This window comes from Cupriavidus sp. OV096, assembly GCF_900115455.1.
Classification (GTDB): Bacteria; Pseudomonadota; Gammaproteobacteria; order Burkholderiales; family Burkholderiaceae; genus Cupriavidus.
Genome location: NZ_FOWM01000010.1, coordinates 142096 through 156935 on the forward strand (window position 1 = coordinate 142096; position 14840 = coordinate 156935).

Sequence of the window (14840 nt, forward strand, 5' to 3'; positions counted from 1 at the left end):
ACGGATTGTGTCATGTCATTGAATTTTTCCGTATCGAGCGACGTGGCTGACCCGGCCGCGCCGCAACCGCCGGTGCAGGGCGAGGCGGCCACGCCGGCCGCCGTGCCGCAGCGCGACCTGTCGGTGCTGGCCTGGCTCGCGCCGAGCCTGCGTACCGCGCTGGACGATGCCGCCGCCGAGCTTGGCCACTATGTGGACGAGATCCAGCAGGCCCCCGAGGCGCTGGGCGCGCGCGACACCACGTCGCTGCGCCTGGCCGGCCAGCAGCTGCACCAGGCTGCCGGGGCGGTACACATCGTCGGCCTGCGTGGCGTGGATGCGCACTGCCAGGCCATGCGCCGCCTGCTGGAAGCCATCGACGCCGGTACCGTCGCCGCCAGCCCGGAGACGCTCGGCGTGTTCCGGCGCGGCGTGCAGGCCCTGGCCGAGTATGTCGATGACCTGATGGCCGGCGATCCCGAGGATCCGCTGCGCCTGTTCCAGCCCTACGCCGACGCCCTTGTCCTGATGAAGGAGGAGCGCGTCCATCCGGCCGACCTGTGGCTGGAGGAATTGCAGATGCTGCCCGGCATCGTGCTGCCCACGCGCTCCACGTCGTCGGTCACGCGCGCGCGCCAGCGCTTCGAGGCCGCGCTGCTCAAGGCGCTGCGCCTGCCCACGCCCTGCACGGACGGCGCGCTGCTGCGCGAAGCCTACCTGCCGCTGCAAACGGCGCTGGACGATGTTCGGAACCACGAACAGAACGCGCGCCGCACCACCGATACCCCGGACCGGGGCATCTGGCTGACGCTGTCGATGGTGTTCCGCGCGCTGGCGCACGGGCTGCTGCCGTCCGACCTGCTCGCCAAGCGCTTCGCCGCGCGCGCCCACCTGCTGCTGCGCCAGTACCTGCAAGGGCAGGTGCGCGTGCCGCAGGCGCTGCTCAACGATGCCGTGTTCCTGCTGGTCAGCACCGGCCTGACGCCCGATGGCCCTGAGGACACCACGCCGCCGGCGGTACAGGCCGCCGTGCAGGTGCTGCGCGCCGACATCGCGCGCGGCCTGCAGGCTTTCCGCGTCGATCCGGCCCACGCCGTGGCGCGTGCCGACTATCGCCGGCGCTACTACGGCTGGCTCGATCCGATCGACACGCGCAACCTCCAGAACGCCGCCGCCGCGATCGAGCGCGCGGCTGCCGACGATCAGGCCGGATGGGAACTCGCGCTGGCTTCGCTGGCCGAGGCCGCGCAGCCGCTGGCCCAGCCCGCGCTCCAGCACTGCCTGAGCGCCGCTGTTGCCCATTCCGCTGCCCATGCCGGGCAGCGCAACGTGCCCGGCGAGACTGGCGCCGCCCTGGGGCCAACCGGCGTGGCGCTGTTCCTCGCGCGCGCGCTGGCCATGCCGTGGCGCGTGCATGGGCAGTCCGGCCATGCGTCCGCCGCCGAATTCGCCGCCCGCTGCGACCAGCTCGCCGCCTGCCTGGCCGACCCCGCCGCCACCGCGCCTGACTGGCTCGCCACGATGGTCGAGACCGCCAACGCCCAGGCGCTGCGCGCCGAGGCCGTGACCCGGCTGCGCGCCCAGCTCGACAGCGGCGAGTCCTGGCTCGATACCTTCGACCGCAACGCGGCCAAGCCCGATGCCGTCAACACGCTCGGCGATGCCGCGCAGGCGTTTGGCGGGCTGCTGGCCACGCTGGAGCGTTTGATCGGTAGCGCCGCGATGCCGGAAGGCATCGACGAAGCCGCCACCGCCGCACTGGCCGCCACGCGCGCCGTGCTGGCGCGGCTGGACGTGCTGCGTGGCATCGACACCCAGCCGGCCCGCGTGGCCCAGTTGTCCGAGATTGCCGCCGAACTCGGCGCGGTGCATGCCTTTGCCGACATCCTCGAATTCGGCCGCCGTCAGGCCGATGCCACCGACGACGGCGCCCTCGCGCCGCGCCGGAACGACGAGGTGCCCGCCACCGCGCTGGCCGCCGCGCGCCACGCTGCGATGGACGCCATCCGCGTAGCCGCCGGCGCCGATTCGCCCGAGATCCAGCGCCTGCGCGCCGCCTTGCAGGCTGTGAGCGACCAGGCCGCCATCGACGACGATGCCGCGCTGCGCCGCCAGGTCACCGACGCCACCACGCAGCTGCACGCGTGGCTGGCCGGCAGCGACTCCGCCGCCGAACGCATGATCGTGGCGCTGGCCGACCCGATGCCCGCCGCCGGGCTGGCCTCGTCCGCCGCGCCGTCCGCCCCGATGCCCAGCGACGCCGCCGGGGTCGACGCCGAACTGCTCGAGATCTTCCTGTCCGAAGCCGAGGAAGTGCTCGGCAACATCGCCGCCGACTTGCCCGGCGGGCTCGACGCGCTGCGCGACGCCGACGTGCTGAGCCGCACACGCCGCGCCTTCCACACGCTCAAGGGTTCCAGCCGCATGGTCGGCCTGAACCGCTACGGCGAGGCCGCGTGGGCTATCGAACAGGTGATGAACCTGTGGATTGCCGAGGCACGCGAGCCGATGCCCGCGCTGCTGGCGCTGCTGCACCACGCGCACGATCTGCTGCGCGAATGGGCCGTCGCCCTGCAGGCCGACGCCGGCACCCAGCGCGACATCGCCGCGCTTGTGGCGGAAGCTCAGGCCGTGCGCGAGCCCGGTCAGGCCGATCTGTCTGCCGATGCGCCCGCCGCCGCGCCGGAAGATGCCATCGATTCGCTCGATGCCCTGCTGGCCCACGCCCAGGCCAACGCGCCCGGGCAGGCCGCCCCGGCGCAGCCGGTCGCCCCTGAGCAGCCGGCGGCCGAGGCCGAGGACAGCAATGTGCTGCCGTTCCGCCTCTCGGGCGGGCTGGCCAGCGACGACGACCACTACAAGGTGATTGGCCCGGTGCGCATCGGGCTGGCGCTCTACAACGTCTACCTGCAGGAGGCCGACGATCTGGTGCGCCAGTTCGCCACCGACCTGTCCGAGTGGAAGCACGAGAACCATCCGTGCCCGAGCGAGCTGGCGCTGCGCGTGGCGCATACGCTGCAGGGCAGCGCCTCCACGGTGGGGCTGGAGCCGGTGCGCGACATCGCCGAGGCCCTCGAACAACTGCTGTTGCTGCTGGGCCGCCACCCCGTGGTGATGCATCCGGGCGACTTCCGCCTGCTCGAGCAGGCCGTGGAGCGGCTGCGCGCGATGCTGCACCAGTTCGCCGCCGGGGTCTGGCCCGATGCCGACCCGGCGCTGTGCCGTGACCTGAACGATTTCGGCGAACGCGCGCTGATGCGCCCGCGCGCCACCGTGACGGGCGAGCAGGCGCAGGCGGACCAGGAAGGCTCGGTCGCGCAGCTATTCGGCAATACCCAGATCCTGCAGGCCACGCCGCTGTCGCCGCTGCCGCCCGTTACCGAACCGGCCGCGCCGACCCCGGCACTGCCGGCCGTGACCGATGCGCCGGCCAAGCTGACGCCGATCACCTCGCTGCCGCCGGTGGCCCCGCCGACGCTAACGCCCATCAGCCCGGTCACTCCGGTGCACGATGCCGTGGTCATCGCCATGCCGACGGCGCCGCGTCATGAGCAGGTGGCTGTCGCCCATGTCTCCGCGCAGTCGCCGGAGGTGCCGCAGTCGGACGAATCGCTCGACGCGTCGTCGCTGGACGCCGATCTGGTCGACATCTTCCTGGAGGAGGCGCACGGCAGCCTGCCCGAACTCGGCAAGCTGGTGCGCACCTGGGAAGCCACGCCCGAGGAGACGCAGCAGGGCGGGCTGGTGCTGCGCGCGCTGCACACGCTCAAGGGCAGCGCCCGCATGGCCGGCGCGATGGCGCTGGGGCAGGCGGCGCATGAAATGGAAACGCTGCTGGAAGCCTCCGTGCGCGGCCAGCGCGTGACGCCGGACCTGTTCGGCAAGCTCTACGCCTGGTACGACCGGATCCTCGCGCACGTGGACGCGCTCCAGAACGGCCGCCTGCTGCCGGTGGACGATGCCGATGTGGTGAACGGGCTGGTCGAGCCGGACGCAGTGCCCGCTGCCTCGGCCAATGCGCCGGCTGCCATCACGGCATCGATCGACACCCCGGGCACCGCACTGGCCACGGCCGCTCCGCAACTGCCGGCCACTGCTACCAAGGCCCCGGAGGCCGACCGCCAGCGCGCGCTGGTGCGCGTGCAGGCCCGGGCGCTGGACACGCTGATCAACGACGCCGGCGAAGTCGGCGCCACGCGCGCCCGGCTGGACAGCGAGCTGGAAGCGCTGCGCGCCTACCTCGGCGAACTGAACGACAACGTGGGGCGTCTGCGCACCCAGTTGCGCGAGATCGAAATCCAGGCCGAGACGCAGATGGCGTCGCGGATTGCCGATACGCAGCAGAGCCCGGACTTCGATCCGCTCGAGTTCGACCGCTTCACGCGGTTCCAGGAACTGACGCGGATGATGGCCGAGTCCGTGAACGACGTGGCCACGGTGGAGCAGAACCTGCAGCGCGGCTTCGACCGCGCCTCGGGTGACCTCGCCGCACAGGCCCGGCTCACGCGCGGCCTGCAACGCGGGCTGATGCAGGCCCGCATGGTGCAGTTCGATGCACTGGCCGAGCGCCTGTACCGCGTGGCGCGCCAGTCGGCCACCGAAACCGGCAAGGAAGTGCGCCTGCTGATCAAGGGCGGCACGGTGGAGATCGACCGCTCGGTGCTGGACCGCATGGCTGGCCCGATCGAGCACTTGATCCGCAATGCCGTGGTGCACGGCATCGAGCCGGCGGACGCACGCCGCGCAGTGGGCAAGTCCACCACGGGCGCGCTGACGCTGGAAGTGCAGCAGGAAGGCAACGAGGTGGTGCTGACCTTCTTCGACGACGGTGGCGGGCTGGACCTCGGGCGTATCCGCGAGCGGGCCATCAGCCGCCAGTTGCTGACGCACGAGGAAGACGCCAGCGACGCGCGCCTGACCGAGATGATTTTCACGCCGGGCTTCTCGACGGCGGACGAGGTGTCCGAGCTGGCCGGGCGCGGCGTGGGCATGGACGTAGTCCGGGCCGAAACCGTGGCGCTGGGCGGCCGGATCACGCTCTCCACCGAGGCGGGCCGGGGCACCAGCTTCACGGTGCACCTGCCGCTGACCACGGCCATCACGCAGGTGCTGCTGGTCTCGCTGGGCGGCCGCCTGTATGCGATGCCGAGCGGCATGATCGACCAGGTCCACCAGCTGCGCGAAAAGCCGCTGCTGGAGGCCTACAACGCCGGCCGCTTCGGCGCGACGACGGGTCCGGGCGCCGGTGTGGAAGCGCCGTTCTACTATTTCGGCACGCTGCTCGAAGAGAGCGCGGCGATTGCCTCGGGCCGGAAGTATTCGCCCGTGGTGGTGGTGCGCTCGGGCGCGGACCGCGTGGCGGTGCATGTGGACGAGGTGATCGGCAACCGCGAAGTGGTGGTGAAGCACATCGGCCCCCACCTCGCGCGTCTGGAAGGCATTGCCGGCGCCACCACGCTCGGCGACGGCGAGATCGTGCTGATCTACAACCCGGTGGTGCTGGCGCAGCGGTTCGTGCGCGAGCGCGGCGAGGTGACGCCGACGGCGCTTCTGGCATCGACCGACAACACCGGCGCGGTGGCCGAGTTCGTCGGGGCAGGGGATGCCCGGCCGGTCTCGGGCCTGATGACGCTGCCTACCGTGATGGTGGTCGACGATTCGCTCACGGTGCGCAAGGCCAGCCAGCGGCTGCTGACGCGCGCGGGCTACCAGGTGGTGCTGGCGCGCGATGGCGTGGATGCGCTGCGGCAGTTGCAGGAGGTGATGCCGGACGCGATGCTCGTGGATATCGAGATGCCGAACATGGACGGCTTCGACCTCACGCGCAACGTCCGCGCCGATAGCCGCACCACGCACATGCCGGTGGTGATGATTACGTCACGTACGGCCGAGAAGCACCGCCGCTACGCGGCCGAGATCGGCGTGAACGTCTATCTGGGCAAGCCGTTCAATGAGGATGAACTGCTGCGTACGCTGCGCCAGCTGATCGGCGAGAAGGCCGGCAACGCTGCCGGCTCGGTGGCTCAGATGCTGGGCGACGCCTGAGGGCTTGACGCGCCGGCCCGCTCCCCCGACCCCTCTCCCGCAAGCGGGAGAGGGGAGACAACAGTTGGCGTTTCAGATGCTCCCGGTGTTCTCCCCTCTCCCTCCGGGAGAGGGGCGGGGGAGAGGGACGGCGTTGGCCGAAGCCAATAGCGTCAAGCCTTGCGATTCACCATCGTCGCCGGCACCGACAGCGTCAGCGCCGCGCCCGCCACCAGGCAGATCGCCAGCAGATACATGCCCGAGTCGGTGCTCTGGGTCAGGTCCTTGAGCCAGCCCACCGCGTAGGGGCTGATAAAGCCGGCCAGGTTGCCAAGCGAGTTGATCAGGGCGATACCAGCCGCCGCGCCCGTGCCGGCCAGGAAGGCCGTGGGCAGGCTCCAGAACAGCGGCAGCGTGGTCAGGATGCCGATGGTGGCCAGCGTCAGCGCCACCATGGCCAGCGTGGTGTCGCCATGCCACTGCACCGACAGCACCAGCCCCACCGCCCCGGCCAGCGCCGGCAGCGCGATATGCCAGCGCCGCTCGCCCCGCTTGTCGGCGCTATACGCCACCAGGATCATGCCGATCACCGCGCAGCCGTAGGGAATCGCCGTCAGCAGGCCGATGTCCAGCGCGCCCTTCACGCCGGTCTGCTTGATGATCGTCGGCAGCCAGAAACTCACGCCGTAGAGGCCCATCACGAAGCAGAAGTAGATCGCGCTCATCAGCCAGACGCGCGGGCTGGACAGCACCTTGCGGATCGGCGGGTCTTCCTTGTGCTGCTCCTCGTTGGCGATATTGCGCTCGAGCAGCGCCTTCTCGTCCTCGGTCAGCCACTTGGCGTGGCGGATGCGGTCATCGAGGTAGGCGAGCACCCACAGGCCGACCAGGATCGACGGAATGCCTTCGAGCAGGAACATCCACTGCCAGCCGGACCAGCCGTTGTGGCCATCGAACGCCTGCATGACCCAGCCGGACAGCGGCCCGCCGATCACGCCCGAGAGCGCGATAGCCGTCATGAAGAACGTAGTGGTGCGCCCGCGCCGCTCCGCCGGGTACCAGTAGGTCAGGTACAGGATGATGCCGGGGAAGAATCCCGCTTCGGCCACGCCAAGCAGGAAACGCAGCACGTAGAACATCGTCGGCGTGGTCACGAACATCATCGACGCCGAGATCAAGCCCCAGGTGATCATGATCCGGGCGATCCAGATGCGCGCGCCCACGCGATGCAGGATTACGTTGCTGGGGACCTCGAACAGGAAGTAGCCGATGAAGAAGATGCCGGCACCCAGCCCGTAGATGGTCTCGCTGAACTTGAGGTCGTTGAGCATCTGGAGCTTGGCGAAGCCCACGTTCACGCGGTCCAGGTAGGCCACCACGTAGCACAGCAACAGGAAGGGCACGAGGCGCCAGCTCACCTTGCGGTAGGTGGCGTCTTCGAAACCGGCGTCGCGCACGCCGGGGTTCACTGCGGTCGTTGTCATGAATGTCTCCTCATTGGGTTCTTATAAGACGTTGCCGCGGGTTGTGAAGGGGGCGGGCGCTACACGCAGCGCCCGCCGTCCACTTCGATACAGGTGCCGGTGATGAACGCCGCCTCGTCCGAGGCGAGGTAGAGGCAGGCATTGGCCACGTCCTGCGGGGTGGACATGCGCCCCATGGGGATCGTGGCGAGGAATTTGGCGCGGTTCTCGGGGGTGTCCGGCAGGCCCATGAACTGTTCGAGCAGGCCGGTGGCTCCGATCACCGGGTTGACGCAGTTCACGCGGATGTTGTCCGGGCCGAGTTCGGCCGCCATGGCCTTGCTGGCCGTGATGACGGCGCCCTTGCTGCCGTTGTACCAGACCAGCCCTGGGCGGGGCCGGATGCCGGCGGTGGAAGCCACGTTGACGAAGTTGCCGCCGCCGCGCTGGCGGAAGTGGGGGATGAAGTGCCGGGCCGACCAGTAGATGCTCTTGACGTTGACCGCGTAGACGCGGTCGAACTCGTCCTCGGTGATCTCCAGGATCGGCTTGTTGCGATGGGTGGTGCCGGCGTTGTTGACCACGATGTTCACGTCGCCGAAGGCGGCCAGCGTGGCGTCGCGCATGGCGGCCACGTCGTCGCCCTGGGCCACGTCGGCGCGGACGGCGCGGGCGTTGCCACCGGTCTCGCCATATTGTTCGCGGATCGCGGCGGCGACGCGCTCGGCCGCCTCCAGGTTCAGGTCGGCCACCATCACGGCGGCGCCTTCGCGCGCGAACGTATGGGCGATGCCTTCGCCGAAGCCCGAGCCACCGCCCGTGACCACGGCCACCTTGCCAGCCAGTCTTGCCATGTTGCTGTCTCCTATATCGATAGGCCCGTCGCGGTCTTGGCGCCGCTGGCGGGCATGCTGCTAGTTAACTAGTGCGAGAACGGCCCCCGTCCGCGCAGGGCGTTGGCCACCATCATCACGGCCAGCAGGAAGGGCAGGGCCACGTAGAGGCACCAGTGGACGCGGTCGCCCACGGTGTCGCCCCATTTGCGCTTGAACACCTGCAGGCGGGGCATGCCGGACGGGTTGGTGGCACGCTTGTTCCGGACATGCCAGGCCATCCAGAAAAAGAAGATGGCGAACGCGATCGACAGAAAATTGATGTTACCCATGTTGAATGGCGATGGTTTTCAGAGTGGTGAATCCGTACAGGGCCTCGAAGCCCTTCTCGCGGCCGTAGCCCGACTGGCCGGTGCCGCCGAACGGCAGCTCCACGCCGCCGCCGGCGCCGTAGTTGTTGATGAAGACCTGGCCGGCGCGCAGCTTGCGGGCCAGCCGCAGCTGGCGGGCGCCGTCGCGCGTCCACAGGCCGGCCACCAGCCCGTAGGCGGTGCCGTTGGCGAGGCGCAGCGCTTCTTCCTCGCTATCGAAGGGCATCGCCGCCAGCAGCGGGCCGAAGACTTCCTCCTGGGCCAGCCGGTGCGTGGGCGGCACGTCGCGGAACAGCATCGGCACCTGGTAGTAGCCAGACTCCGGGGCCTCGCCGACGATCTGGCCCTGCGCCATCACCGCAATACCGGCGTGCTGGGCATCGGAAACGAAGTCCCAGACGCGTTGCTGCTGCTTGCGGCTGATCAGCGGGCCGCATTCGAGGTCGAGTTGGGACGGCCCCACGCGCAGCGACTCGAACACGCCCGAGAGCCGGTCCAGCAGGGTCTCGTAGACAGAGCGCTCCACCAGCAGCCGGCTGCCGGCCGAGCAGGTCTGGCCGGCGTTCTGGACGATGCCGTTGACGATGACGGGCAGTAGCACGTCCAGGTCGGCATCGGCAAACACGATCTGCGGGGACTTGCCGCCCAGTTCCAGCGTCACCGGCACATGGTTTTCGGCCGCCAGCTGGGCGACGATCTTGCCGGTCTCGGGCGAGCCCGTGAAGGAGATATGGTTGATGCCCGGATGGCGGGCCAGCGCGGCGCCGGCCTCGTGGCCATAGCCAGTGACGATATTGAGCGCGCCTTCCGGCAGGCCGGCCTCGGCAGCCAGTTCGGCCACGCGCAGCAGGGACAGGCAGGCATCCTCCGCAGGCTTGACCACGCAGGCGTTGCCGGTGGCCAGGGCCGCGCCGACGCTGCGGCCGAAGATCTGGAGCGGGTAGTTCCAGGGGATGATGTGGCCCGTCACGCCGTGCGGCTCGCGCACGGTCAGCACCGTGTAGCCGGGCTGGTAGGGGATGGTCTGGCCGTGCAGCTTGTCCGCCGCGCCGGCGTAGAACTCGAAATAGCGGGCCACGGCGCGGGCGTCCGCGCGGGCCTGGCGCAGCGGCTTGCCGGTGTCGCGGGCCTCCAGCGCGGCCAGTTCGTCCTCGTGGTCCATCAGCTTGACGGCCACGCGGTTCAACAGGCGGACACGCTCTGCAGGTGCCATGGCACCCCAGGCGCCCTCGGCGGCCTGGCGGGCGGCCAGCACGGCCACGCTGATGTCCGTGCTGTTGCCACGGGCAATCTCGGCGAACGGCTCGCCGTTGGAGGGATCGAAAACCTTGATGCGCAGGCCGGAATCGGGGGCGATCAGGCGGTTGGCGACGAAGTGCTGGGCGTGCATGCTTATCTCCGTGCTCGGGTATGGAGCGACTGCTGAATCGGGAATGCCGCATTATCGCGCACCGTGCGCGCCGCGCAAGGCACTTGGTACTTCGGGCGCGGCACGGCTGCAGTGCTTGTCAGCGTGGGGTCAGGAGCGAACCGCTATAATGCCCGCCATCCCACAACACTGGCATTCGGAGAACTCGCATGAGCTTCAACCTCGTCTCCCCGGGCAAGGACCTTCCCAACGATTTCAACGTCATCATCGAGATTTCGGCTCAGAGCGATCCGGTGAAGTACGAGGCCGACAAGGAAACCGGCCTGCTGTTCGTCGACCGTTTCATCGGCACGGGCATGCGCTACCCGGCCAACTACGGCTTCATTCCGAAAACGCTGTCCGGTGACGGCGACCCGGTGGACGTGCTGGTGCTGACGCCGTTCCCGATCCTGGCCGGCGCGGTGGTGCGCTGCCGTGCGCTCGGCATGCTGAAGATGACCGACGAGTCCGGCGTGGACGCCAAGCTGGTGGCCGTGCCCGTGGACAAGCTGAGCCCGGCTACCGCCTTCATGAAGGGCCTGTCCGACGTGCCGCAAAACACGCTCGACCAGATCAAGCACTTCTTTGAGCACTACAAGGCACTTGAGGCCGGCAAGTGGGTCAAGGTGGACGGCTGGGCCGGCATCGAAGAAGCCCACAAGGAAATCACCGACGGCGTGGCGAACTTCAAGAAGTAAGCTGGTTCGCACCAGATCGATGATCGATAAAAAACCCGCCAGTTGGCGGGTTTTTTATTCGCCCCGGGCAAAGGGGCTGTGATCGTTCAACTCGTCGAGATAGGCGTCGATGCCCTGGCGCTCGCGGGCCAGGAAGCGCTCCACTGCATCGGCGAAGGACGGGTGCGCCAGCCAGTGCGCGGACCGCGTGGCCACCGGCAGGAAGCCGCGCGCCATCTTGTGCTCGCCCTGCGCGCCGCCTTCGAAGGTGCGCAGGCCCTCGGCGATGCAGAATTCGAGCGGCTGGTAGTACGCAGTCTCGAAGTGGAGGCACGGGTGGTGCTCCAGCGCGCCCCAGTAGCGGCCATAGAGCGTGCTGACGCGTGGATCGGTATCGAACACGACCAGCGAACTGGCGATGTCGCGGCCGTCACGGGTGGCTACCACCAGCAGCAGGTTCTCGGGCATGGTCTCGCCGATGCGCCGGAAAAAGTCCAGATTCAGGTAGGGCGACGAATGGTGCTCGCGGTAGGTCTGGCGATAGCAGCGGTTGAAGAACTTCCACGCCTCATCGTCGATCTCCGCCCCGCGCAGCTGCCGGAAGGTGATGCCTGCCTCCGCCACGCGCCGGCGCTCCGCGCGGATATTCTTGCGCTTCTTCTGCGAAAGCGTGGCCAAAAAGGCGCCAAAGTCGGCGTAGCCGGGGTTGGTCCAGTGGAACTGCACGCCATGCCGCATCATCATGCCGGCTTCGTCCATCAAATCGGCCTCATGGTCGGACGGAAACAGCACGTGCAGCGAGGACATGCCCGATTCCTCGGCCAACGCCAGCGCAAAGCGCAGCAGCAGGCGGCGGGCGATGTCGTCCTCGGCCAGCAGCCGGGCGCCGCGCACCGGCGTGAACGGAATGGCGGACAGCCACTTGGGGTAGTAGGGCACGTCGTGCTGGCGATAGGCGTCGGCCCAGGCCCAGTCGAACACATACTCGCCGTAGGAATGCGATTTCGCGTAGAGCGGCATCGCAGCGGCCAGCCGGTCGCGGCCCGTGCCGTGGCCGGCTTGCACCCCGTCTTGTACCCAGAGCGTCAGGAAGCGCGGCGACCAGCCGGTGTCGTCGGTGGCGCTGCCGCTGGTGTGCATCGCGTGCAGGAAGGCGTGGCGCAGGAAGGGCGTGGCGTCGGGCTGGGCGGCCACGAGGGCGTCCCAGTCGGCGGCTGGCACCTCGGCCAGGTCCAGGACGATCTCCGTCCGGTAGTTGGCCACCGGGGTGTCCGGCTGTGCACTCACCGGCTGACACGATTCCGACTGCATTCCGCCCGATCCCACTCAAGAATTGAAGATTATTTGATCCGTCTGACGTCCGTCAGGTGCCGGACGAGTCTACCGGAAGACGTGCGGCGGCGCAGCCATGGGCCGCAGGTGGCGTGCACGACGGTTGCGCGGTGCGCATCGTAGAATGACAGGCATCACGCCGATTGCCGCGCCGGCATGCGGGCGTCCCGAATCCGAAGGCCAGACATGACTCATCCGTTCTTCAACCTGTATTCCCACGGCTTTGCGCGCGTGGCCGTGGGCGTGCCCGAGTGCCGCGTGGCGGATCCGGCCTATAACGCCGACCAGACCCTGGAGCTGGCCCGCCAGGCCGTGCAAGGCGGCGCGGCGCTGGTCGCGTTCCCGGAACTGGGCCTGTCGGCCTACACCTGCGACGACCTGTTCCATCAGCGCGCGCTGCTGCGCGAGTGCGAACTGGCGCTCCAGCGCATCGTGGAAGCCTCGGTGTCGCTGCCGGCCGCGCTGGTGGTCGGGATGCCGCTGGTGGTGGAACATCAGCTATTCAACTGCGCCGTGGTGGTGGCCAACGGCGCCATCCAGGGCGTGGTGCCAAAGAGTTACCTGCCGAACTATTGGGAATTCTACGAGGCGCGCCAGTTCAGCGCGGCGGACTGCGCCCCCACCGAGGGCCGTATCTCGCTGCTCGGTGCCACGGTGCCATTCGGCGCGGGGCTGCTGTTCGAGATCGAGAACATCCCGTTCTTCCGTTTCCATGTGGAAATCTGCGAGGACGTCTGGGTGCCGGTGCCGCCGTCGTCGTTCGCCGCGCTGGCCGGGGCCACCGTGCTGGTGAACCTGTCGGCGTCGAATATCGTCATCGGCAAGTCCGGCTACCGGCACCAGCTGGTGTCGCAGCAGTCGGCACGCTGCCTGGCGGCCTACCTGTACACCTCGGCGGGCAAGGGGGAGTCCTCCACCGACCTGGCCTGGGACGGCCAGGCGCTGATCTACGAGAACGGGGAACTTCTGGGCGAATCGGAGCGGTTTTCGGACCGTTCCCACCTGTTGACGGCCGATGTGGACCTGGAGCGGCTCTCGCGCGAGCGCATGCACCAGACCACCTTCGGCCATTCGGTGCGCCGTCATCGCGAGGAAGTCGAGAAATTCGAGATCGTCTCCTTCCGCGTGGACGTGCCCACGACGCAGAACCTGCCGCTCGCGCGCAAGGTAGAGCGCTTCCCCTATGTGCCGGCCGATCCGCGCCGCCGCGACGAGCGCTGCATGGAGGTCTACAACATCCAGGTGCAGGCGCTGGTGCAGCGGCTGTCGTCGAGCAAGATTTCGAAGGTGGTTATCGGCGTCTCGGGTGGGCTGGATTCCACCCATGCCCTGCTGGTCTGCGCCGCCGCGATGGACCGCCTGGGCCTGCCGCGCGCCAATATCCTCGGCTACACCATGCCGGGCTTCGCCACCAGCGACCGCACGCTCGATCAGGCGCGGCAACTGATGGCCTGGATTGGCTGCACGGCGCGCGAGATCGATATTCGTCCCAGTTGCATGGCGATGCTGAAAGATCTCGACCATCCCTACGCGAAAGGCGAGCCGGTCTACGACGTGACCTTCGAGAACGTGCAGGCCGGCGAGCGCACCAACCACCTGTTCCGGCTGGCCAACCACAATCACGCCATCGTGATTGGCACCGGCGACCTCAGCGAGCTGGCGCTCGGCTGGTGTACCTATGGGGTGGGTGACCATATGTCCCACTACAACGTCAACGCCAGCGTGCCGAAGACGCTGATCAGCCATCTGGTGCGCTGGGTGGCCGAAACGGGCCAGGTGGCGGAGGGCGGGGAAGCGGTGCTGACGGCCGTGCTCGACACCGATATCAGCCCCGAACTGGTGCCCGGCGGCACAGCTGCGGACGGCCAGGACAAGGCGCCGGGCCAGAAGACCGAGCAGGTCATCGGGCCGTATGAATTGCAGGATTTCAACCTCTACTACACGCTGCGCTTCGGGTTTTCGCCCAGCAAGGTGGCCTTCCTGGCGCTCAGCGCCTGGGGCGACGTGGCGCGCGGCGAATGGCCGAACGGGCCGCATGTTGCGCGTAACGCCTACGAACTTGCCGAGATCAAGCGCGTTCTGGGGATTTTCGTCGACCGATTCTTCCGCACCAGCCAGTTCAAGCGGTCCTGCGTGCCGAATGCCCCGAAAGTGGGCTCGGGCGGGTCGCTTTCGCCGCGTGGCGACTGGCGCGCCCCGAGCGACGGGGAGTCGGCGGTCTGGGTGCGTGATCTGGCCCGGATTCCGGACTGATCGAACCGGGGCGAAGGGGCCAAGTGTGCCCATACCCGCAATCCCGAGGCGGGTTTCGGGCTAGAATCTGTCATCTTCCGACAAACACAAATAGAGGCCAGCCATGAAGCAGATTACCGCCATCATCAAACCGTTCAAGCTCGACGAAGTGCGCGAGGCGCTGGCGGATGTGGGCGTGACCGGCCTCACCGTGACTGAGGTAAAGGGCTTCGGCCGCCAGAAGGGCCACACCGAGCTGTATCGTGGCGCCGAGTACGTGGTCGATTTCCTGCCGAAGATCAAGATCGAAGTGGTCGTGGCCGAGAACCAGCTCGACACCGTGCTCGATTCGATCGTGAAGGCTGCCCACACGGGCAAGATCGGTGACGGCAAGATCTTTGTGACCGAGATCGAGCGCGTGATCCGTATCCGCACCGGTGAGCAGGACGAAGCCGCAGTCTGATTGGGACTCATCGTCCAGACGCAAAAAAGCCGGCCCAGCGCCGGCTTTTTTTCGTTTC

The 14840-nt window shown here is 68.4% G+C and carries 9 protein-coding genes; 4 read left to right on the forward strand and 5 right to left on the reverse strand.

What is annotated here, in order from left to right; translation table 11 throughout:
• Positions 1-12: 12 nt before the first annotated feature.
• Positions 13-6024, forward strand: coding sequence for an Hpt domain-containing protein (locus BM115_RS20425; RefSeq protein ID WP_092298303.1), 6012 nt, complete (start codon positions 13-15; stop codon positions 6022-6024).
• A gap of 152 nt (positions 6025-6176) precedes the next feature.
• Here the strand turns inward: BM115_RS20425 and BM115_RS20430 are convergent, their stop codons facing one another.
• The 4 genes from BM115_RS20430 to BM115_RS20445 all read right to left on the reverse strand — a co-directional run bounded on the left by BM115_RS20430 (position 6177) and on the right by BM115_RS20445 (position 10060).
• Entirely contained in the window at positions 6177-7487 is a 1311-nt protein-coding gene (locus tag BM115_RS20430; protein ID WP_092298306.1) for an MFS transporter, read from the reverse strand.
• 59 nt (positions 7488-7546) lie between these two features.
• Positions 7547-8320 carry an SDR family oxidoreductase gene (locus BM115_RS20435; RefSeq protein ID WP_092298309.1) on the reverse strand — a complete coding sequence of 258 codons (774 nt, stop codon included), beginning with the start codon at positions 8318-8320 and terminating at the stop codon, positions 7547-7549.
• Positions 8321-8388: 68 nt separating this feature from the next.
• Positions 8389-8631 carry a hypothetical protein gene (locus BM115_RS20440; protein WP_092298312.1) on the reverse strand — a complete coding sequence of 81 codons (243 nt, stop codon included), beginning with the start codon at positions 8629-8631 and terminating at the stop codon, positions 8389-8391.
• On the reverse strand, positions 8624-10060 hold the full coding sequence (locus BM115_RS20445; RefSeq protein WP_092298315.1) for an aldehyde dehydrogenase family protein: 1437 nt from the start codon (positions 10058-10060) through the stop codon (positions 8624-8626). The genes BM115_RS20440 and BM115_RS20445 overlap by 8 nt, the downstream gene beginning before the upstream one ends.
• Before the next feature lie 188 nt (positions 10061-10248).
• On the opposite strand from BM115_RS20445, the gene ppa reads away from it, so the two are divergent.
• Positions 10249-10776 carry an inorganic diphosphatase gene (ppa, locus tag BM115_RS20450; RefSeq protein WP_092298318.1) on the forward strand — a complete coding sequence of 176 codons (528 nt, stop codon included), beginning with the start codon at positions 10249-10251 and terminating at the stop codon, positions 10774-10776.
• Between the two features lie 54 nt (positions 10777-10830).
• On the opposite strand, the gene BM115_RS20455 is transcribed toward ppa, so the two are convergent.
• Positions 10831-12066, reverse strand: coding sequence for a GNAT family N-acetyltransferase (locus tag BM115_RS20455; RefSeq protein WP_092298321.1), 1236 nt, complete (start codon positions 12064-12066; stop codon positions 10831-10833).
• A gap of 207 nt (positions 12067-12273) precedes the next feature.
• Between BM115_RS20455 and BM115_RS20460 the strand changes: the two genes are divergently transcribed.
• Both BM115_RS20460 and glnK read left to right on the forward strand, forming a co-directional pair.
• Positions 12274-14340 carry an NAD(+) synthase gene (locus BM115_RS20460; protein ID WP_092298324.1) on the forward strand — a complete coding sequence of 689 codons (2067 nt, stop codon included), beginning with the start codon at positions 12274-12276 and terminating at the stop codon, positions 14338-14340.
• A 103-nt stretch (positions 14341-14443) separates the two neighbouring features.
• The gene (glnK, locus tag BM115_RS20465) at positions 14444-14782 is read left to right on the forward strand and encodes a P-II family nitrogen regulator (RefSeq protein WP_061957551.1); all 339 of its coding nucleotides are present in this window, start codon (positions 14444-14446) and stop codon (positions 14780-14782) included.
• Positions 14783-14840 lie beyond the last annotated feature (58 nt).